The sequence below is a fragment of the Nocardia ignorata NBRC 108230 genome (assembly GCF_001612905.1).
Lineage (GTDB): Bacteria > Actinomycetota > Actinomycetes > Mycobacteriales > Mycobacteriaceae > Nocardia > Nocardia ignorata.
The window spans coordinates 1-20,288 of record NZ_BDBI01000005.1; the positions used below are offsets into that span (position 1 = coordinate 1).

A 20,288-nucleotide genomic window follows, 5' to 3' on the forward strand; every position below is an offset into this window, starting at 1 on the left:
GAACCCCTACGTCCGTGGACACCAGAACCTAAATCTGGCGCGTCTGCCAATTTCGCCACTCGCGCTGGATGTGTACGACCGTCCAAACTCTACCGGGCGAATCGGGCTCTCCCAAGCGTTGGGGCGGCGTGGCGTACTGGTGGGTAACACGACCTGGGATTATAACGATTCGATAAAGGTCAATATGAGGGGCACTCATGTTTTGCAAACGGACAGTAGGGCCTCACCTGCGCGTTCAAACATGAGGCGGGGTCATGTTTCAGAATAAAGTGGTACGGGCGTGCGGAAATACTGGGTGGTAGCTGCCGTGGGGGCGGCAAACGTGAGGCTTTCCTCATGATTTTGTGCGATCGTGGCTTCTAACAGGCCCGAGGGGCTGCCGGATACGTGTGCGTGCCGTCGGTGGGCGGAGCGCCAGGAGAAGGAAGTCGAGCGACTTGACGATCAACGAGAGCACCGAGATGGGCACGGGATCGACCGCGAAAGCCGAAGGTCGTGGCCGGGCAACGGGTGTCCGGGTGTCGCTGCTCGAGCAGTTGCGCGGTGGCGCGGGGTACGCGTTGGCCTTCGGTGGGCAGGGCGCGCAGTGGTTGCGTGAGCTCGAGGAGATCGGGCGCGACAGCGCCCTGGAATCGGAGCTCACGGCGCTGGTGGGTGAGGCCGCGGCGTTGGTCGAGCCGGTTGCCACCCAGTTGCTGATGGTGCGACCCGGTGGGTTCGACCCGATGGGCTGGGTACTCGAGAGCGAACTCGACGAACCGGAGGAGCCGTCCTCGGCGCCGGCCGACGCGGTACTGCGGTCGGCGGCCGTATCGATGCCCGGCGTGCTGCTCACCCAGCTCGCGGCGATTCGCGCACTGCGGTTGCAGGGTCTCGACCCGGCCGAGCACGCGCCGGTCGCCGTCATCGGGCACTCCCAGGGGCTGTTCGCCGCCGAGGCCGTGCGCGCCGGTGGGGCCCGCGACGCGGAGCTGCTGGCGATTGCCCAGCTCGTCGGTGCGGCCGCCGGTCTGATCGCGCGCAGGCGCGGGCTGATGCCGGTAGGGGAGCGCTCGCCGATGGTCGCGGTGTCGAATGTCGATCCGGAGCAGTTGCGCGCGATCGTCGCCGAGGTGAGCGAAGGGGTCGACCCGGCGCAGGCCGCGGTGGTGTCGATCCGCAACGGCCGCAGGCGCGTTGTGCTGTCGGGTGCGCCCGCGCAGATCGACCGGGTGCGGGCGCGCTGCGCGCAGCTGCACGAGGAACAGAACCGTGAGCGCGAGGCGAAGATCCGTGGTGGCGCGGTGTTCTCGCCCGTCTTCGAAGACGTGACCGTCGACGTCGCCTTCCATCATCCGGCACTGGCCGAGACCGTCGACGTGGTCGCGGGCTGGGCCCGTCAGTGCGAGCTCGACGTGGACCTCGCCGCCTCCCTCGCCCAGCAGATCCTGGTCGACCCGATCGACTGGGTCGCCATCGTCGACTCCGCCGTCGAGGCGGGCACCCAGTGGATCCTCGACCTCGGCCCCGGCGACCTGCTCTCGCGCCTCACCGGTGGTTCGCTCAAGGGCACCGGTGTCGGTGTCGTCGCTGCGGCCACGCGCGCGGGTCAGCGCAGCCTGCTCACCCCGGGTGCGGCACCCGAACCGTCGGTGCCGTGGTCGGCGTTCGCGCCCAAGCCGGTGCGCCTGCCCAACGGCCGCATCGTCGTGGAGACCGCGTTCACCCGCCTCACCGGCCGTTCGCCGATCCTGCTCGCCGGGATGACGCCGACCACGGTCGACGCGAAAATCGTCGCGGCGGCGGCCAATGCGGGGCACTGGGCGGAGCTGGCCGGTGGTGGACAGGTCACCGAACAGATCTTCGCCGACCGGATGACCGAGCTGCGTCAGCTGCTGCAGCCGGGTCGCGCGGTGCAGTTCAACTCGCTGTTCCTCGACCCGTACCTGTGGAAGCTGCAGCTCGGTGGCAAGCGGCTCGTCCAGAAGGCACGTGCGGCCGGTGCGCCGCTGGACGGCGTGATCGTCACCGCTGGTATCCCCGAACTCGACGAAGCCGTCGCGCTCATCGCCGAACTCACCGAGGTCGGTATCAGCCACGTCGCCTTCAAGCCGGGCACCGTCGCGCAGATCCGGGCCGTGCTGCGGATCGCCGACGAGGTGCCGTACTACCCGGTGATCATGCACATCGAAGGTGGCAAAGCGGGCGGGCACCACTCCTGGGAAGACCTGGACGACCTGCTGCTGGCCACCTACGCCGAACTGCGCGCCCGCGCCAACGTGGTCGTCTGCGTCGGCGGCGGCATCGGCACCCCCGAGCGCGCCACCGACTACCTCACGGGCACCTGGGCCACCGACCACGGCTACCCGGTGATGCCGCTCGACGGCGTGCTGGTCGGCACCGCGGCGATGGCCACCCTCGAGGCGACCACCGCACCCGAGGTGAAGCAGCTCCTCGTCGACACCCCCGGCACCCCCGACTGGGTGGGTGCGGGCACCGCGAGCGGCGGCATGGCCTCGGGCCGCAGCCAGCTCGGCGCCGACATCCACGAGATCGACAACGCCGCCTCGCGCACCGGCCGCCTGCTCGACGAGGTCGCCGGTGACGCCGACGCCGTGGCCGCGCGCCGCGACGAGATCATCGCCGCGCTCGATGCCACCGCCAAGCCGTACTTCGGCGACGTGGCGACCATGACCTACCAGCAGTGGCTGGAACGTTATGTCTCCCTGGCCGTTTCCAGCGATGTCCCGATCTCCTTCGATTGCGGCAGTGATATCGGTGACGCCATTCGCGACGCCACCCGCTCGGACTGGCTCGACATCAGCTGGCGCGACCGGTTCGCGGAGATGATGCGCCGCACCGAGGCCCGGCTGCACCCGGCCGACCGCGGTGAGATCGAAACCCTCTTCGCCGACGACGCCGACTTCGAACACCCCGTGCAGGCGCTGTGCGCGCTGAAGAAGCAGTACCCGGCCGTCGCCGAGACCGTGCTGCACCCGGCCGACGTGCCGTTCTTCGTGTCGCTGTGCAAGACGCCGGGCAAGCCGGTGAACTTCGTGCCCGTCATCGACGCCGACGTGCGCCGCTGGTGGCGCTCGGATTCGCTGTGGCAGGCACATGATCCGCGCTACTCGGCCGACCAGGTGTGCGTGATCCCCGGCACCGTCGCCGTCGCGGGCATCACCCGGGTCGACGAGCCGGTGGGCGAACTGCTCGACCGCTTCGAGCAGGACGCCGCGTTCAGCCTGGTCCGTTCGGGTGTCACCCCGGCGCCGGTCGACGCGCGTCGGGTGGCCGGTGTGGTCGCGGGTCCGATCGACACGGTGCTGGCGGCCCCCGATGTGCAGTGGGCCGGGCGCACCACCGTCAACCCGGTGCATCGCCTCGGCGCGGTGTCGGAGTGGGTCGTCGAGCAGGGCAGCGCGGTGCACACCGGTACCGGTGCCACCCTGACCGAAACGACCGGCCCGGAAGCCGAATTCAGCTACGTCGAACTGGTCGTTCCGTTGCTCGGCAAGGACGCGGTGCGCATCCGGATCACCGTCCCGACGAGCGTGTATTCCGGTGGGGCACCGGTCATCACCGAAGCTGATGCCGAAGCCGCCATGTCCGCACTGCTCGGCGTGGCCGCCGGTGCGTCGCTGCCCGAGGTGAAATCCGGTGTGGCGCACCTGAACCTGGCCTGGCGGCCGGATCTGATCGCCGACCACGCGGGCGTCACCGGCTCGGGCCTGCCCGAGACGCTCAGCACCCTCGGCCGGACCGCGCCCGACGTGCTCGTCGGCGCCTGCTGGCCCGCCGTCTTCGCGGTGCTCGGCGCCGCCCGCACGCCCGCCGGTGGTTCGGTGATCGAGGGCATGCTGGATCTGGTCCACCTGGACCACCAGATCGAACTGCTCGCCGAACTTCCCTCGGAGACAGCGATTCTCGTCGTCCGCGCCGACGGCGGCGAGGTGGTCGACACCGATATGGGCCGCGTGGTCGAGGTGGCCGTGAGTATCGGCGTCATCCTCGATCAGGGCCTCGACGCGACTCCGCTGGCCCGGTTGGTCGAACGGTTCGCCATCCGTGGCCGCAACGGCGCCGGTGAGCTCACCGACCCGCCGCGGGCCGCCGGTTCCGTGTCCGGCGCGGCCACCGACACCCCGCGTCGCCGCCGTCGCGATGTGAGCATGGCCGCCCCGCGCGCCATGCACGCCTTCGCCGCCGTCTCGGGCGACCACAACCCGATCCACACCAGTGAGGCCGCCGCCAAGCTGGCCGGCCTGGGCAGCCCGATCGTGCACGGCATGTGGCTCTCGGCCGCCGCCCAGCACGCCGTGGTGGCGGTGGATCCCGAAAGCTCCGTTCCCGCACGCACTCTCACGGCATGGACCACCCGGTTCCTCGGCATGGTGCGCCCCGGCGCGACCGTGGACGTGCGGGTGGAGCGGATCGCGGTGGACGCGGGCGCCGAGATCGTCGAGGTCTCCTGCCGCGTCGAGGGTGACCTGGTCATGACCGCGACCGGGCGCACCGCCGCCCCGAAGACCGTGTACGCCTTCCCCGGGCAGGGCATCCAGCGCAAGGGGATGGGCCTGGACGCACTGACCCGCTCGAAGGCGGCCAAGCAGGTGTGGGAGCGTGCCGACGCGCACACCCGCGAAGCACTCGGTTTCTCGATCCTGGCGGTGGTGCGCGACAACCCCACCTACCTCAAGGCGCGTGGTGTCGAACACCGCCACCCCGACGGTGTGCTGCACCTGACCCAGTTCACCCAGGTCGCCATGGCGACCCTCGGCGTCGCCCAGGTCGCCGAGCTGCGCGAGGCCGGTGCCTTCGTGGAAGGCGCCATGCTGGCCGGGCACTCGGTCGGTGAGTACAACGCGCTGGCCGCCGTCGCCGGTGTGCTGCCGCTGGAAGCCGTGCTCGAGGTGGTGTTCCAGCGTGGTTCGGCCATGCACGAGCTGGTCCCGCGTGACGCGCAGGGCCGCAGCGACTACCGGATGGCCGCCATCCGCCCGTCGCAGATCGGCCTGCCCGACGACGAGGTCATCGACTTCGTCACCGGCATCGGCGAAGCGACCGGCGAGTTCCTCGAGGTCGTGAACCTGAACCTGCGCGGCTCGCAGTACGCCATCGCGGGCACAGTCGCCGGGCTCGAGGCCCTGGAGACCGAGATCGACCGTCGCCGCGCCGAGTTCGGTGGCAAGCGGGCGTTCATCCTGGTCCCCGGTATCGACGTGCCGTTCCACTCCTCGGTGCTGCGCGACGGCGTGCCGGAGTTCCGGCACAAGCTCGAACAGCTGCTGCCCACCGAGGTGCACCCGGAGGTGCTGGTCGGGCGCTACATCCCGAACCTGGTGCCGCGGCCGTTCTCGCTGGAGCGGGAATTCCTCACCGAGATCGCCGAACTCGTGCCGTCGGAGCCGCTGCAAGCGGTGCTCGCCGACTTCGACAGTTGGGCCGAGCGCGATGCCGAACTGTGCCGCGTGGTGCTGATCGAGCTGCTGGCCTGGCAGTTCGCCAGCCCGGTCCGCTGGATCGAGACCCAGGATCTGCTGTTCACCGACACCGCCCACGGTGGTCTGGGCGTGGAGCGTTTCGTCGAGATCGGTCTCGGTGCCACGCCGACCGTGGCGAACCTGGCGAGCCAGACGCTGAAGCTGCCCGCGTTCGGTGGGGCGACCGTCGAGGTGGTCAATGTCGAGCGCGACGCCGCGGTCGTCTACTCCACCGACACCGATCCCGCGCCGGTCGAGGACGACATCGAGGAGACCCCGGCCGCCGAAACCCCCGCTGCCGCACCCGCTGCCGTGGCCGCCGCACCGGTGGCGACCGGCGGACCGCGCCCCGACGACATCGCCTTCACCGCCGCCGACGCCACCCGCGTGCTCATCGCGCTGTGGACCAAGCTGCGCCTGGACCAGATCGGTCCGGTCGACACCATCGAGGGCCTCTGCGACGGTGTGTCCTCGCGACGCAACCAGCTGCTGGTCGACCTCGGCGCGGAGCTCTCGCTCGGTGCCATCGACGGCGCCGCCGACGCCGACATGGGCGCGCTCGCGGCCACCGTCGAACGCCTGGCCCGCACCTACAAGCCGTTCGGCACCGTGCTCACCGACGCCATCGGTGACCACCTGCGCAAGGTCTTCGGGCCGTCGGGCAAGCGGCCCGCCGCCATCGCGGACCGGGTCAAGAAGGTCTGGGAACTGGGTGACGGCTGGGCCAGCCACGTCACCGCCGAGGTCTCGCTCGGCACCCGCGAGGGTGCCAGCGTGCGCGGCGGGGACCTCGGCGGACTCGTCGGTGGCGCTCTCACCGACGCCGCCTCCGTCGATGCCGCCATCGACGCGGCCGTGCAGGCCGTCGCCGCCCGGCGCGGGGTCGCGGTCTCGCTGCCCTCGGCCGGTGGCGCGTCCGGCGGTACCGTCGACGCGGCCGCGCTCGGTGAGTTCACCGAGCAGATCACCGGCCGCGACGGCGTGCTCGCCACGGCGGCCCGGGTGGTGCTCGAGCAGCTCGGCCTCAGCGAGCAGGTGAGCGCGCCCGAAGCCACCCCCGACACCCTCGTCGAGCTCGTGTCGGCCGAACTGGGTTCGGACTGGCCGCGTCTGGTCGCTCCCGCGTTCGACGCCCGCAAGGCCGTCCTCATCGACGATCGCTGGGCCACCGCCCGCGAGGACCTCGCCAAGATGTGGCTCGGCAACGACGCCGAGACCGCCCAGCTGTCGATCGACGGCTACTACGGTGCCGGGGAAGCGGTTGCCGCACAGGCGAACTGGTGGCGTCAGCGGGCCATGCACGAGGCCCGTTCGGTGCTGGCCGGGGTGTACGCGCAGATCGCGCAGGTCGCCCTCGACACCAGCGAACCAGGGTTGTGGTCCGACGACGTCGCCGTGATCACCGGTGCCAGCAAGGGTTCCATCGCCGCCGCCGTCACCGGCAAGCTGCTCGCCGGCGGTGCCACCGTGGTGGTGACCACCTCGAGCCTGAACGACGAACGGCTGCGGTTCTACCGTTCGCTGTACCGCGACAACGCCCGCCACGGCGCGGCGCTGTGGGTGGTGCCCGCGAACATGGCCTCCTACCAGGACCTGGACGCACTCATCGAGTGGGTCGGGTCCGAGCAGGTCGACAACGCCGGTGGCGCCAAGATCAAGGTCAAGGACGCCATGACCCCGACGCTGCTGCTGCCGTTCGCGGCGCCGCGCGTCGCGGGCGATCTCGCCGACGCCGGTGCGCGTGCCGAGATGGAGATGCGGGTGCTGCTGTGGTCGGTGGAGCGGCTGATCGGCGGCCTGTCCGCCCTCGGCGCCGACCACGATGTCGACGCGAAACTGCATGTGGTGCTTCCGGGTTCGCCCAACCGTGGCCTCTTCGGCGGTGACGGTGCCTACGGCGAGTCCAAGGCCGCGCTCGACGCCGTGGTCGCCAAGTGGCGGGCCGAGAAGTCGTGGGCCGCGCGGGTCACCCTGGTGCACGCGCTGATCGGCTGGGTGCGCGGCACCGGGCTGATGGGGCACAACGACCCGATGGTCGAGGCCGTCGAGGCGGCGGGCGTGCACACTTGGTCGACCGCCGAGATGGCCGACGAACTGCTGAAGTGGTGCACCTCGCGTGCCCGTCAGGTGACGGTCACCGGCCCGCAGCAGATCGACCTGACCGGCGGCCTGGCCCGCGCCAAGCTCGACCTGCCCGCGCTGGCCAAGCAGGCACAGGAAGCGGCCGCCGCGGCCGAGGAGGAAGCGACCATCGCCGCGACCATCGCCGCGCTGCCCGCACCGCCGACCATGAGCTCGGCGCTGCCGGTGCCCGAATGGGGCGAGGTGACCGCCGATCTCAGCGAGATGGTCGTCATCGTCGGCGCGGGCGAGCTCGGTCCGTACGGCTCCGCGCGCACGCGTTTCGAGATGGAGGTCGAGGACGAGCTGTCGGCCGCCGGCGTGCTCGAGCTGGCCTGGACCACCGGTCTGATCCGCTGGGAGAACGAGCCGAAGCCGGGCTGGTACGACACCGAATCCGGTGATTTCGTGCCCGAGGAAGAGGTGGCCGAGCGCTACCACGACACCGTCGTGGAACGCTGCGGTGTGCGCCGCTATGAAGACGACGGCGCCATGCTCGACAATGCCGCGCCGCTGCTCACCTCGGTGTTCCTCGACCAGGACCTGTCGTTCACGGTGGCGAGCGAGGCCGAGGCCCGCGCGTTCCACACCGCCGATCCCGAGCACACGGTGATCACCCCGGTCGCCGATTCCGGCGACTGGACCGTCACCCGCAAGGCGGGCACCGAGATCCGGGTGCCGCGTAAGGCGAAGCTGTCGCGCGTGGTCGGCGGTCAGATCCCCACCGGCTGGGACCCGACCATCTGGGGCATCTCCGCCGACATGGCGGCCTCGATCGACCGGGTGGCGCTGTGGAACATCGTCTGCACCGTCGACGCGTTCGTCTCGGCGGGCTTCAGCCCCGACGAGCTGATGAGCTGGGTGCACCCGAGCCTGGTGGCCAACACCCAGGGCACCGGCATGGGCGGCATGTCCTCGATGCGCTCGCTCTACGTCGACAACCTGCTCGGCGAGCCGCGCCCGAACGACATCCTGCAGGAGGCGCTGCCCAACGTCGCACTGGCGCATGTGGTCCAGTCCTACGTCGGCAGCTACGGCGCCATGGTGCACCCGGTCGCGGCGTGCGCCACGGCGGCGGTGTCGGTGGAGGAAGGCGTCGACAAGATCCGGCTCGGCAAGGCCGAGGTCGTGGTCGCCGGTGGTTACGACGATCTCGGTATCGAGGGCATCGTCGGCTTCGGTGACATGTCGGCCACCGCCGACTCGGCGGCCATGCGCGCCAAGGGCATCAGCGACCGGTACTTCTCCCGCGCCAACGACCGCCGTCGCGGCGGCTTCGTGGAATCCCAGGGTGGCGGCACCGTGCTGCTGGCCCGCGGTGACGTGGCCGTGGAGATGGGTCTGCCGGTGCTGGGCGTACTGGCCTTCGCGCAGTCCTTCGCCGACGGCGTGCACACCTCCATCCCGGCACCGGGTCTCGGTGCGCTGGGTGCGGGGCGTGGCGGCAGCGGTTCGCGACTCGCCGCCGAGTTGCGCAAGCTCGGTGTCACCCCGGACGACATCGCGGTGATCTCCAAGCACGACACCTCAACCGCCGCCAACGATCCCAACGAGTCCGAGCTGCACGAGCGGCTCGCGGGCGCACTGGGTCGCAGCGAGGGCGCACCGCTGTTCGTGGTGTCGCAGAAGAGCCTCACCGGCCACGCCAAGGGCGGCGCGGCGGCCTTCCAGCTCATCGGCCTGTGCCAGGTGCTGGAAAACGGTGTGGTGCCGCCGAACCGGAGCCTGGACTGTGTCGACGAGAAGATGCGGGCCTACCCGCACCTGGTGTGGGTCCGCGAACCGCTGCGCTTCGGCGAGAAGTTCGCGCTCAAGGCCGGTCTGGTGACCTCGCTCGGCTTCGGGCACGTATCGGGTCTGCTCGCGGTGGTGCATCCGCAGGCGTTCCTGGCCGCGATCGAACCGGGTGCGCGCGCGGAGTACCAGGAGCGGGCGCAGGCGCGTCAGCTGGCGGGCAGGCAGCGTTTCGCCGAGGCCATGTGCGGCGGCGCGGCACTGTACGAGAAGCCGGCCGATCGTCGCCTCGGCGCCGACGGCACCCCGGCCAAGCAGGTCCGGCAGCTCGAGGCCGACATGCTGCTCTCGCCGACGGCCCGCCTCGACCAGGGGCTGTACCGGGCCAACGGAATCGGTTGCGAGGCCGGGCTGCTCGGTTCCGCTCCGCAGACCAGCGAAGCGTCGTAGGCTGCCGCTTCGTGACGATTCTCGGTATCGGCTTGGACCTGGTCACCATTTCCGAGTTCGCCGAACAGCTGCAGCGGCCCGGGTCGGCCATGCTCAGGGAGACGTTCACCGCCGGTGAACGCCGCTACTGCCAGAGCAAGCAGACCGACCCGGCCCGCAGCTTCGCCGCCCGCTGGGCCGCGAAGGAGGCGGTGCTCAAAGCCTGGGCGTCGTCGCGTTTCGCGCGCAGCCCGCAGATCGGGGACAACCCGTATCCGCTGATCGAAGTGGTCAACGACGCGTGGGGCAGGCCGAGTATCAAACTGCACGGCTTGGCCGCGGAGTTCCTGCCCCGCGTGCGCGTGCACCTGTCGCTGACCCACGACGGCGACACCGCGGCGGCCATGGTCGTCCTCGAGGATCCGGGCGAGCTCGCCGACCTCATCGAGGGGCGGGTAGGAAACTCCTAGCGCTACAGACGTTCCGGGCCCGGGTCGAGGTCACTCCTTCGACCCGGGTCCTTTCGCGTGCCTGGACTCTTTTTCGGCGACGAGCAGATACGCCACCATCAGCCGCTTGAGTTCGGCGACGGCGTCGGCGTTGGACTGCTCGTCCTGCACCGAGAAGTTGAGCATCGAATAGACGACGTGCACCAGCACCTCGGCCATCATCGTGCGCCGGGCGCGCGGGGTGCGCGGGGTGAGCGGCCGCAGCATCTGCGACACGACCTCGGCGAACTCCTTCTCGTGCAACGCGCCCGTCGCCCGGGTGGACGGGGTGGACTGCATCGCCAGCCACACCTCGCGCCGCGACGGGTCGGTGGTCCACAGATTCGCCAGGTGATCGACGAACTGGTTCATGTGCCGCAACCAGTCCAGCGACGGCACCTCGCCGTGGAAATCGGCGAGCTCGCGCGAAACCGCGACGAGGTCTTGCCGATTCAGCTCACAGACGATCACGTACTTGTTGGCGAAGAACTGATAGAGCGTGCCGATCGGCACCTCGGCGCGCTGGGCGACCTCTTCACAGGTGAACGATTCGAAACCCACCTCGACCAGCAGTTCTCGCGAGGCCTGCAGCAATGCGTCGAACTTGCGCTTGCTGCGCTCCTGGGTGGGCCGCTTGCGCGGCATCAATTCCTGTGGATCGTCCTGCAATTCCAGCGCGGGGTCCGGGCGGTGCTGCTTGGACCGGGCCTGCGCATGTACTTCCACCCATCCAGGCTAGCGCTAGAGGGACCTATACGACATCCGCATACCCGAAGCGTGTCAGGAACCGGTGTGATTCCCACCCATCCGTCCCGTGACCGGTGACGAATCATCAGATGAGCGTGCGTGCATCCGCACGCTGATTCGCGGTTGGTACCGCACCGCGTCGCACAGGGGCATCGTTTCGCTACAGGGGAAGGCAAGACTGGTGGCAGCAGTATCAGTGGTAACCCTCGGCGTGAGCACCGAGCGTGGAGCCGTGCACGCGGTCGCGCTCGCCGAGACGGGCAGTACCCTCACCGACCGGATGGTGCTGCGGCGCACCGTCCGTACCGCCGGTGACAGCAGACCGGAGACGGCCGAAGCGGTGCGTGTGGCGCTCGACGCCCTCGCCTCCGAACTCGGCGACGACTACGAGATCGCCGGTGCGGCTGTCGGATACCGCGACGCCGCCGATCGCCGCGCCATCGTCACCCATCTTGCGACCACGTCGTGGAGCACGGCGTCGCTGGTGTCGGCCAAGTCGGCGCACCTGTTCGTCGGCGGTGTGATGACCTGGCTCGACGAATTCGACACCCTGCTCGTCTACGAGGCGGTGCCGGGTTACCAGGCGATGACCCTGCTCGATCCGGGCAGGCACCGCGTGCTCGCCGCGTGCTCACACACCGGTCCGTCCACACCCGAGGCGCTGCGTGCCGGGGTGGCGGCGGCAGGCGACCAGCTCGATGCGGCGTCGGTGCGCCCGGGCGCGGTGGTGCTCATCGGCTCGTCGGCCGACGCGCCCGCCGTGCGCGAGGCCGCCGCGGGCTTCGGGGTGCCGGTGCTGCCGTGTCGGCTGGCCGGCTACGCGCCCGCCGCCGGTGCCGCACTGGTCGCGCTCGGTGACACCAAGGTAGTGCCGATCACCGGGCCCGCGCGTTCCCGTCGCGGCACCGCGGTGGCCGCCGCGGCGGCGAGTGTGCTGGCGGGTGGGCTCGTGGTCGGTGGTTCCTACGCGCTGATGGACGGTGGCACGCCTGCGGTCGACAACACCGCCGTGTCGTCCGAACCCGGCCTGGCACCGGCACATCCGGCCCCGGCGCCGCACGCGCAGGACGCCGCCGATTCCGGTTCGGCCGGTGGGATCGGCTCGGGTAGCGGCCTCGCGGTCGACCCGACACCGCCCACCGACATCTGGCCCTACGAGAAGGTGTCACCGAACCCGCAACTGGTGAATCCCGGGGTATTCCCGTTGGATTACCCGACTCAGCTCTACGGCGACGCGGCCGAGGACGAGCCGCTTCCGCTGGAGCCGGTACAGCCGGTCGTCCCGGAGATCCCGGTCGCCGTGCAGACCGTGCCGGGCACCGGCATCCCGCTCAGCATGCAACCCGCCCAGGCGATGACGCCGCCGGGCGGAATGTCACAGTCGGCCGACTGAGCCGCACACGGGCCGCGCGAGATGATCGCGCGGCCCGTGCCGTTTCCACTCAGGAACTGGTGCGGCGCTGGAACATCCACCGTGCGGCCAGATAACCGGCCACCGCGATGCCGCCGCACCACAGCACCGCGAGCAGCCCGCTGTCGCCGATGGGCGTGCCCATCAGCAGCCCGCGCATCGTCTCGATCACCGGCGTCACCGGCTGGTTCTCGGCGAAAGTGTGCAGCCAGGTCGGCATGGTCGAGGTCGGCACGAACGCGCTGCTCACATACGGCAGGAACATGAAGAAGAACGTGAATCCGTTGGCCGCCTCCGGATTACGGGCCACCATTCCCAGTGCCGCCGACAACCACGACAACGCGAACACGAACATCGCCAGCACGCCTGCCACGCCGAGCCAGCGCACCGGATCTGTCGTCGGCCGGAAGCCGAGCACCACGGCCACGCCGATCACGACGGCCGAGGTGACCAGATTGCGCAACACGCTCTCCACGACATGCCCGGTGAGGACCGCCGAGCGGGCGATCGCCATCGCCCGGAACCGGTCGACAATGCCCTCGGCCAGATCCGTCGACAGTGCCACCGCCGTGGTCGAGGCGCCGAACCCCGCACATAGCAGGATGATTCCGGGCACCACATACTCGATGTAGGCGCCGTCGACCCGCATCGCGCCGCCGAAGACGTAGACGAACATCAGCAGGATCATCACCGGCAGCGCGATGGTCATGATCATGGTGTCCGGGCTGCGCAGGGTGTGACGGATATTGCGGTCGAGCATGGTGACCGAATCCTGCACGGTGGTCAGGGCGCTCATGCCGCCACCGCCGTCCGGCCGGTCAACGCGAAGAACACATCGTCGAGGTCGGGGGTGTGCACGGTGAGCTGTTCGATGGCGATGCCGAGTTCGGCGAACCGGTCGAGCAGCAGTTTGATCTCCACCGCGCTGCCTGTCGAGGACACCTGCATGCTCAGTTGTTCGGCGTCGACCTGCGCGCTCGGCACCGCCTTCGCCGCCGCGGTGAGCAGAAGGTGATCGGCGAACCGGAACCGGAGGTGGCCGCCGGGGACGAGCCGCTTGAGTTCCTCCGGGGTGCCGTCGGCGACGATGCGCCCGCCGTCGAGGACGGCGATGCGATCGGCGAGTTGGTCGGCCTCCTCCAGGTATTGCGTGGTGAGGAAGACGGTGGTGCCCTCGGCGGCGAGTTCGCGGATGGCGGTCCACAGGTCACGGCGGCTGCGTGGGTCCAGGCCGGTGGTCGGTTCGTCGAGGAAGACCAGCCGGGGGCGGCCCATCAGGCTCATGGCCAGGTCGAGTCGGCGTCGCATGCCGCCCGAGTAGGTGTCGACCGGTTTGGCCGCGGCATCGACGAGATCGAACCGGTCGAGCAATGCGGCACTGCGGCGGGCGATTTCAGGCTTGTCCAGATGCAGCAGCTTGCCGGTGAGGCGCAGGTTCTCGTGGCCGGTGAGCACACCGTCGACGGCCGCGAACTGGCCGGTGACGCCGATCAGCGCGCGCACGTCGTCGGCCTCGGTGACCGGGTCGTGGCCGAGGACGCGCAGTTCGCCGCGATCCGGGCGGGTGAGGGTGGCGAGGATGCGGACCAGGGTGGTCTTGCCCGCGCCGTTGGGGCCGAGCAGGGCGAAGACGGTACCCGCGCGGACCTCGAGGTCGAGGTCGTCGAGGACGACGTGGGCGCCGAATGACTTGTGTAGCTGCCGCACCGAGAGTGCGGGTGGTTCGGGTGCCATGGGATTCTCTCCGATCGATGCCACTGTTTATGGCCTATATTGTTTATAGGCTAAACAGTTATTCGGCACAAGTGGGCCGCCGGTTACAGTCATGGCAGAGCGAAGGAGGCGGACGAGTCGATGACGACCGGCGAAGCGGCGTTACCCAGAGCGGTGGAACTGATGTGGGGGCTGGCCCAGCCGGCCGGTCGCGGACCGAAGCGGGCGCTCACCATCGACCAGATCATCGATGCCGCGATCGAGGTCGCCGACGCGGAAGGCGTCGCCGCGCTGTCGATGAGCAGGGTGGCCAAGCAGCTCGGCTTCACCGCCATGTCGCTGTACCGCTACGTCGACAGCAAGGACACCCTGCTCGACCTGCTGATGGACCGCGTGGTCGGCGCGCCACCGGATATCCCCGCCGGAACCTCCTGGCGCGCAGGTCTCGAGCAATGGGCGTTCGCCGAGTTCGACCGGATCGGCAGGCATCCGTGGTGGATCGACATCCCGCTGGCCCGCCCGCCGATGGGCCCGAACAATATGGCCTGGCTCGAGGTGGCGCTGGGCGCGCTCGCCGGGACCGGCGTGCCGGAGCCGACGAAGCTGGAGCTGGTGATGAATGTGTCGGTCTACGTCATCGGCAAACGCCGCATGCTGCGTGATCTGCAGACCGCCGAAGGTGCCGATTTCGCGTCGGTGATGGCACGCGTACTCGACCCGCAGCGGTTCCCCGCGGTCACGGCCGCCATGTCGGGTTCGGCGTTCGACGGCGAGAGCGAGGTCCATTTCGATTGGGCCCGTGCCGATTTCGAATTCGGGCTGGCGCGGATGCTCGACGGTTTCGAGGTGTTCATCCGCACCTTCGCCGAGTAGCTACACCGACAGGTCGCGGCGCAGCTTCGCCACGTGGCCGGTGGCGCGCACGTTGTACTGGGCCACCTCGATCGCACCCTGCTCGTCGACGAGGAAGGTCGAGCGGATCACGCCGGTGACGGTCTTGCCGTACATCTTCTTCTCGCCGAACGCGCCCCACTGTTGCAGCACGGTGCGTTCCGGGTCGGACAGCAGCGGGAAGGTGAGGCCCTCGGCGTCGCGGAACTTGGCCAGTTTGGCCGGCTTGTCCGGGGAGATGCCGAGGACGGCGATCCCGGCCTCGTTCAGCTCGGCGAGGTTGTCGCGGAAGTCGCAGGCCTGCTTGGTGCAGCCGGGGGTCGAGGCGGCCGGGTAGAAGTAGACGATCACCTTGCGGCCACGGTAGTCCGACAGTGACACGTCCTTGCCGTCGGCGTCGGGCAGCGTGAAATCGGGTGCGGTGTCTCCGGGGGAGAGGCGATGGTTGTCGGTCACCACCGCACGGTAACCGACCGGGTCCGCTGACGGCATGGATAGACTCGGGCGAGCACAGACACATACCTGGAGGTGACGGTGGCCAAGGACGACACCGACCGGATCGAACGCGAGATCGAGATCGCGCGCGCCCGGTTGGCGACCACGCTCGACGAACTGGCGGTGCGCGCCGATCCGCAGCGGATCGCCGACGACACGAAGGCGATCGTGGTCGCCAAGTTCAGCGAGCCCAAGGTCAAATACACGCTGATCGGCGCGGGTGCCCTCGTAGCGGGCCTGGTCCTGGTCAAACTCTTCCGCCGCTGAGCGGTCCACAAACACAGAACACCCGATGCGGCATAAGCCACATCGGGTGTTTCTGTATTCAAACGCACCAACTCGAGCGCGCCAGCGCTCCAAAACTACTGCGTGGGGCAGGCGAGGCCGTCGCCGTCGGGGTCGAGGTGGGGGGAGTAGCCCGCCTCGCCGCGGAACAGCGGGGCGCGACCGGCGGCCATCGCCTCGTCGCAGCTGCGGAACGCACCGCCGGCCGAACCGGACTGGACCAGGTTGGCCGAGCCGGTGGCGCCGAGCAGGGAGTCGAAGCTGGACGAGCCGGTGCCCGCGGAGCCCGTCACCAACGGATTCGCCTGAGCGGCGGGGGCGACGAGCAGGCCGAGGCCTACGGCGGCGAGGCTGACAGTGAGCCGACGAACGTTCATGAATTCCTCTATGTCTGCTGCGGTTCGGATGTTGGCCCGGACACACGCCTCGGGCGGCGAAGTCAACCTTCATGACGGGGCCCCCGCTTGTCAACCGCACCGCGTGTGCCTCGACTGTTACTCGCCGAGCCTGCGCCCGGTGAGGTGCTCGGCGGGCACGGTGCCCATCCGTCCGGCCTGGAAGTCCTCGAGTGCCTCGATGATCTCGGCGCGGGTGTTCATGACGAACGGTCCGTACTGGATCACGGGTTCGCGCAACGGTTTTCCGCCGAGCAGCAGCACTTCGAGGTCGCCGTAGTCCTGTGTGGTGTCGGCGGTGAGCGTGATGGCCTCGCCCTTGCCGAACATCACCAGCTGTCCGGTGTGGATCGGCCGACGGTCGGTGCCCGCCGTGCCGCTGCCCGACAGCACGTAGGCCATGGCCGTGAAGTCCTGCGGCCACGGTGTTTCCAGCTGCGCGCCGGGGCTGATCGAGGCGTGCGCGTAGGCGATCGGGGTGTAGGTGGAACCCGGCCCGGCGAAGCCGCCGACCTCGCCCGCGATGAGCCGAACCAGGGCGCCGCCGTCGTGCGAGCTGACCAGGGTGAGCTCGCTGCCGCGCAGGTCCTGGTAGCGCGGGGTGGCGAACTTCTGGGCGCGTGGCAGGTTCACCCACAGCTGGATGCCGTGGAACCGGCCGCCCGAGATCACCAGTTTCTCCTCGGGCAGTTCGTCGTGCAGCATGCCCGAGCCCGCTGTCATCCACTGGGTGTCGCCCTCGCCGATCACGCCGCCGCCACCCTGGGAGTCGTGGTGGACCATGGTGCCGTCGAGCATGTAGGTGACGGTTTCGAAGCCGCGATGCGGATGCCAAGGCGCGCCCTTGGCCTCGTAGGGCTCATAGGCCACGGGGCCCATCTGGTCGAGCAGGATGAAGGGGTCGGCCGCGCGCAGGTCGACGCTGGGGAACGGGCGCGTCACCTCGAAGCCCGCCCCCTCGCGCTGACGGTGGGCGGTGACGATCTGACGTACCGGCCGCTGGGTTTCGGTGACGTCCGGGCGGGGGAGCCGGGGCAGCACCATGATGTCGTCGACGGTGATCGCGGGCATGGGAAGCGCCTCCTGGAGTGGAACCTGTTTGGTTTCCATGTCAACCAATGTGGCTCTAGGATCATTCCCGTGACCCGATGGTTGTCCGAGCAAGAGCAGCAGACCTGGCAGGCCTTCATCCGGATGCGGCAGCGGCTGGACGCGGCGCTGTCGGCCGGGCTGGCCGGGCACGGGCTGTCGATGGCCGACTACGAGCTGATGGTTCCGCTCTCGGCCGCGCCGGAGGGCTGTCTGCGTGCCAGGGATCTGGCCGCCGAGGTGTGCTGGGACAAGTCGCGGCTGTCCAAGCAACTGGCCAGGATGGCGGCGCGAGGGCTGGTCGACCGGGCCGCGGCCGCCGACGACGCACGCGGCATCGTCGTCACGCTGACCGACCACGGGCGCGAGGTCTTGCGCGCCGCCGCGCCCGAACATGTCGATCTGGTGCGAAAGCTGTTCGTGGACAACATGACCCGTCAGGAAGCAGCGGCATTGCGGTCGCTTTCGGAGAAGGTGGCCTCGGCGGTCGAGCAGAGCTGACTACCGGCGTCGCCGGGTGCCGAACAGGCTGCGGCTGATCTCGCGCCCCGCCGCACTGGCCGCCGAGCGCAGGAAGCTCTTCACGGCCGGGTTCTTCATGATCCGTTCGGCCGCCGAATCCGCGTCCGGTCCGGCGGGCGGCGGGGCTGTTTCCGGTGCGGGTGCGGCAGCCACGCTGGCCAGCAGCATCTCGTAGGCCGATTCGCGGTCGATGCTCTGCCCGTACTTGCCCTGCAACGAGCTCGACCCCGCGGCGGAGCGGATGGCGTCGTCGCCGATGGTGTCCATCAGCGACCGCGGCGGCACGATCTTGGTCCAGGCGACCGGGGTCGGGGCACCCTTCTCCGACAACACTGTGACGATCGCCTCACCGGTACCGAGGCTGGTGAGCGCCTCCTCGAGGTCGTAGACCTCCGACTTCGGATACGTGCGAACCGTTTTCGCCAGCGCCTTCTGATCGTCGGGGGTGAAGGCGCGCAGCGCGTGCTGGACGCGGGCGCCGAGCTGCGACAGCACCGCGTTCGGGATGTCGGTGGGCAGCTGGGTGCAGAAGAACACACCGACGCCCTTGGAGCGGATCAGCTTCACGGTCTGCTCGATCTGCCGCAGGAACGCCTTGGAGGCGTCGGCGAAGAGCAGATGCGCCTCGTCGAAGACGAAGACGAGCTTGGGTTTGTCGACGTCACCCACTTCGGGCAGCGTCTGGAACAGCTCGGCGAGCACCCACATCAGGAACGTCGAGAACAGCGCGGGCCGCGCCGCCTGCTGACCCAGTTCGACCAGCGTGATGACGCCCTGCCCGTCGACGACCCGGGCCAGATCGGCGGGATCGAGTTCGGGCTCGCCGAAGAACGTGTCACCGCCCTCGGCCTCGAGATTCACCAGCGAACGCAGGATCACCCCGGCGGTCTGGCTGGACACCCCACCGATTCCCTCGAGGTCTTCCTTGCCCTCGGGGCTGGTCAGGTGAGTGATGACCGCCCGCAGGTCCTTCAGGTCGAGCAGGGCAAGGCCCCGCTGATCGGCCCAGTGGAAGATCAGCCCGAGGGTCGACTCCTGGGTGTCGTTGAGGCCGAGGACCTTGCTGAGCAGGATCGGGCCGAAGGAGGTGATCGTGGCGCGGATCGGCACGCCGATGCCCTCGGTGCCGAGCGAGACGAACTCGGTGGGGAAACCGCTCGGCGCCCAGTCGCTCGCGCCGGTCTCGGCGGCGCGAGCGCGGATCTTGTCGTTGTCGGCACCGGGGTCGCGCAGACCCGACAGATCGCCCTTCACATCGGCGAGCACCACGGGAACGCCCACCCGCGAGAGCTGTTCGGCGATGCCCTGCAGGGTTTTGGTCTTGCCCGTGCCGGTCGCCCCCGCGACGAGCCCGTGGCGGTTCATCATGCGCAACGGAATACGCACGCGCGCAGCGGGATCGGTGGTTCCGTCGACGACAACGGTGCCCAGCTCCAGAGCCTGACCGTCGAAGGCGTAACCGGCCGCGATCTGTGCGGCGGCGCCCGACCCGGCCGAGGCGTCGGGTGACGTTGCCGCCGAAGCCGATTGCGCCGCCTCCCGCTCGGCGGCCTCCGCCGCGGCGGCTGCCTCGGCGGCGACGCGCGCCGCCTCTTCGGCTGCCAGGCGAGCCGCTGCCGCCTTCTCCTGAGGGGTGGTCATCGCGTCCTCCGTCTCGATCGCAAGAGCATGAACGGACAATCTCAGGCAAACTGTATCCGTGCCGGTCACCCCTGTGGTGGCCTTCGGCGGGTGTCGTCGGCAAACACCTCCGCCGCGCCCGCGCGACACACCTGTCGGCGAGGCGCGCCGATACCCCATTAGGGTGGCTCGGGTGTCCGACAAACTCTTGGTCTGGATGGATTGCGAGATGACGGGGCTCCGTCTCGACAGCGACAAGCTGATCGAGATCGCCGCGCTCGTAACCGACAGCGACCTGAACATTCTCGGTGACGGTGTCGACATCGTCATCCACGCCGATGACGCCGCCCTGGCCTGCATGCCACCCGTCGTCGCCGACATGCACGCGAAATCCGGTCTCACGGAGGAGGTCCGGCGCTCGACGGTCACCCTCGAGCAGGCCCAGGAGCAGGTGCTCGACTACGTGCGCCAGTACGCGCCCGCCGCGCGCACGGTGCCGCTGTGCGGCAACTCCATCGCCACCGATCGCGGCTTCATCGCGCGCGATATGCCCGAGCTGGACGCGCACCTGCACTACCGGATGGTCGACGTGAGCTCGATCAAGGAGCTGTGCCGCCGCTGGTACCCGCGCATCTATTTCGGTCAGCCGGAGAAGGGCCTCGCGCACCGCGCGCTGGCCGACATCAAGGAGTCCATCCGCGAGCTGGAGTACTACCGGCGCACCGCCTTCGTGGCGCCGCCCGGCCCGTCCTCGGCCGACATCGCGAGCATCGCGGCGGCGGTCACCGAGGCCGTCGACGTCACCGGAACAGGGTCCCGACCAGCGGATTAGGGCATCGGGGCCGGTACAGGCTAGTATTTACCGCGCCGGTGCAAGCCGGTGATG

At 69.5% G+C, this 20,288-nt stretch carries 14 protein-coding genes; 7 read left to right on the forward strand and 7 right to left on the reverse strand.

The window, feature by feature from the left end; translation table 11 throughout:
* The first annotated feature begins 437 nt into the window (after nucleotides 1–437).
* A complete protein-coding gene (locus tag NI2_RS03755) occupies nucleotides 438–9,767 on the forward strand; it encodes a type I polyketide synthase (RefSeq protein ID WP_067486055.1) in 9,330 nt (3,109 codons plus the stop codon).
* A gap of 11 nt (nucleotides 9,768–9,778) precedes the next feature.
* Entirely contained in the window at nucleotides 9,779–10,216 is a 438-nt protein-coding gene (gene acpS / locus NI2_RS03760) for a holo-ACP synthase AcpS (protein WP_067486057.1), read from the forward strand.
* Between the two features lie 30 nt (nucleotides 10,217–10,246).
* On the opposite strand, the gene NI2_RS03765 is transcribed toward acpS, so the two are convergent.
* Nucleotides 10,247–10,879 carry a TetR/AcrR family transcriptional regulator gene (locus NI2_RS03765; protein WP_084475957.1) on the reverse strand — a complete coding sequence of 211 codons (633 nt, stop codon included), beginning with the start codon at nucleotides 10,877–10,879 and terminating at the stop codon, nucleotides 10,247–10,249.
* 283 nt (nucleotides 10,880–11,162) lie between these two features.
* On the opposite strand from NI2_RS03765, the gene NI2_RS03770 reads away from it, so the two are divergent.
* A complete protein-coding gene (locus tag NI2_RS03770; protein WP_133734008.1) occupies nucleotides 11,163–12,374 on the forward strand; it encodes a hypothetical protein in 1,212 nt (403 codons plus the stop codon).
* Between the two features lie 49 nt (nucleotides 12,375–12,423).
* Here the strand turns inward: NI2_RS03770 and NI2_RS03775 are convergent, their stop codons facing one another.
* Both NI2_RS03775 and NI2_RS03780 read right to left on the reverse strand, forming a co-directional pair.
* The gene (locus NI2_RS03775; protein WP_067486064.1) at nucleotides 12,424–13,188 is read right to left on the reverse strand and encodes an ABC transporter permease; all 765 of its coding nucleotides are present in this window, start codon (nucleotides 13,186–13,188) and stop codon (nucleotides 12,424–12,426) included.
* On the reverse strand, nucleotides 13,185–14,126 hold the full coding sequence (locus NI2_RS03780; RefSeq protein WP_067486066.1) for an ABC transporter ATP-binding protein: 942 nt from the start codon (nucleotides 14,124–14,126) through the stop codon (nucleotides 13,185–13,187). The genes NI2_RS03775 and NI2_RS03780 overlap by 4 nt, the downstream gene beginning before the upstream one ends.
* A 120-nt stretch (nucleotides 14,127–14,246) precedes the next feature.
* On the opposite strand from NI2_RS03780, the gene NI2_RS03785 reads away from it, so the two are divergent.
* Entirely contained in the window at nucleotides 14,247–14,978 is a 732-nt protein-coding gene (locus NI2_RS03785) for a TetR/AcrR family transcriptional regulator (protein ID WP_067486068.1), read from the forward strand.
* Here the strand turns inward: NI2_RS03785 and bcp are convergent, their stop codons facing one another.
* Nucleotides 14,979–15,452: a thioredoxin-dependent thiol peroxidase gene (gene bcp / locus NI2_RS03790; protein WP_067486928.1), complete on the reverse strand. Its 474-nt coding sequence runs from the start codon at nucleotides 15,450–15,452 to the stop codon at nucleotides 14,979–14,981. It abuts the gene before it with no gap.
* A 72-nt stretch (nucleotides 15,453–15,524) separates the two neighbouring features.
* Here bcp and NI2_RS03795 point away from each other — a divergent pair, with 72 nt between their 5' ends.
* On the forward strand, nucleotides 15,525–15,758 hold the full coding sequence (locus tag NI2_RS03795; RefSeq protein ID WP_084457445.1) for a DUF3618 domain-containing protein: 234 nt from the start codon (nucleotides 15,525–15,527) through the stop codon (nucleotides 15,756–15,758).
* Nucleotides 15,759–15,853: 95 nt separating this feature from the next.
* Here the strand turns inward: NI2_RS03795 and NI2_RS03800 are convergent, their stop codons facing one another.
* Together NI2_RS03800 and NI2_RS03805 are read right to left on the reverse strand one after the other, a co-directional pair.
* Nucleotides 15,854–16,153, reverse strand: a complete 300-nt coding sequence (locus NI2_RS03800; RefSeq protein ID WP_067486070.1) for an excalibur calcium-binding domain-containing protein — start codon at nucleotides 16,151–16,153, stop codon at nucleotides 15,854–15,856.
* Between the two features lie 117 nt (nucleotides 16,154–16,270).
* Nucleotides 16,271–17,242, reverse strand: a complete 972-nt coding sequence (locus NI2_RS03805; RefSeq protein WP_067486934.1) for a pirin family protein — start codon at nucleotides 17,240–17,242, stop codon at nucleotides 16,271–16,273.
* Nucleotides 17,243–17,311: 69 nt separating this feature from the next.
* Between NI2_RS03805 and NI2_RS03810 the strand changes: the two genes are divergently transcribed.
* The gene (locus NI2_RS03810; protein ID WP_067486072.1) at nucleotides 17,312–17,761 is read left to right on the forward strand and encodes a MarR family winged helix-turn-helix transcriptional regulator; all 450 of its coding nucleotides are present in this window, start codon (nucleotides 17,312–17,314) and stop codon (nucleotides 17,759–17,761) included.
* Here NI2_RS03810 and NI2_RS03815 read toward each other — a convergent pair whose 3' ends face one another.
* Nucleotides 17,762–19,423, reverse strand: a complete 1,662-nt coding sequence (locus NI2_RS03815) for a helicase HerA-like domain-containing protein (RefSeq protein WP_067486074.1) — start codon at nucleotides 19,421–19,423, stop codon at nucleotides 17,762–17,764.
* A gap of 172 nt (nucleotides 19,424–19,595) precedes the next feature.
* Between NI2_RS03815 and orn the strand changes: the two genes are divergently transcribed.
* Nucleotides 19,596–20,234 carry an oligoribonuclease gene (gene orn, locus NI2_RS03820; RefSeq protein ID WP_067486075.1) on the forward strand — a complete coding sequence of 213 codons (639 nt, stop codon included), beginning with the start codon at nucleotides 19,596–19,598 and terminating at the stop codon, nucleotides 20,232–20,234.
* The last annotated feature ends 54 nt before the right edge of the window (nucleotides 20,235–20,288 follow it).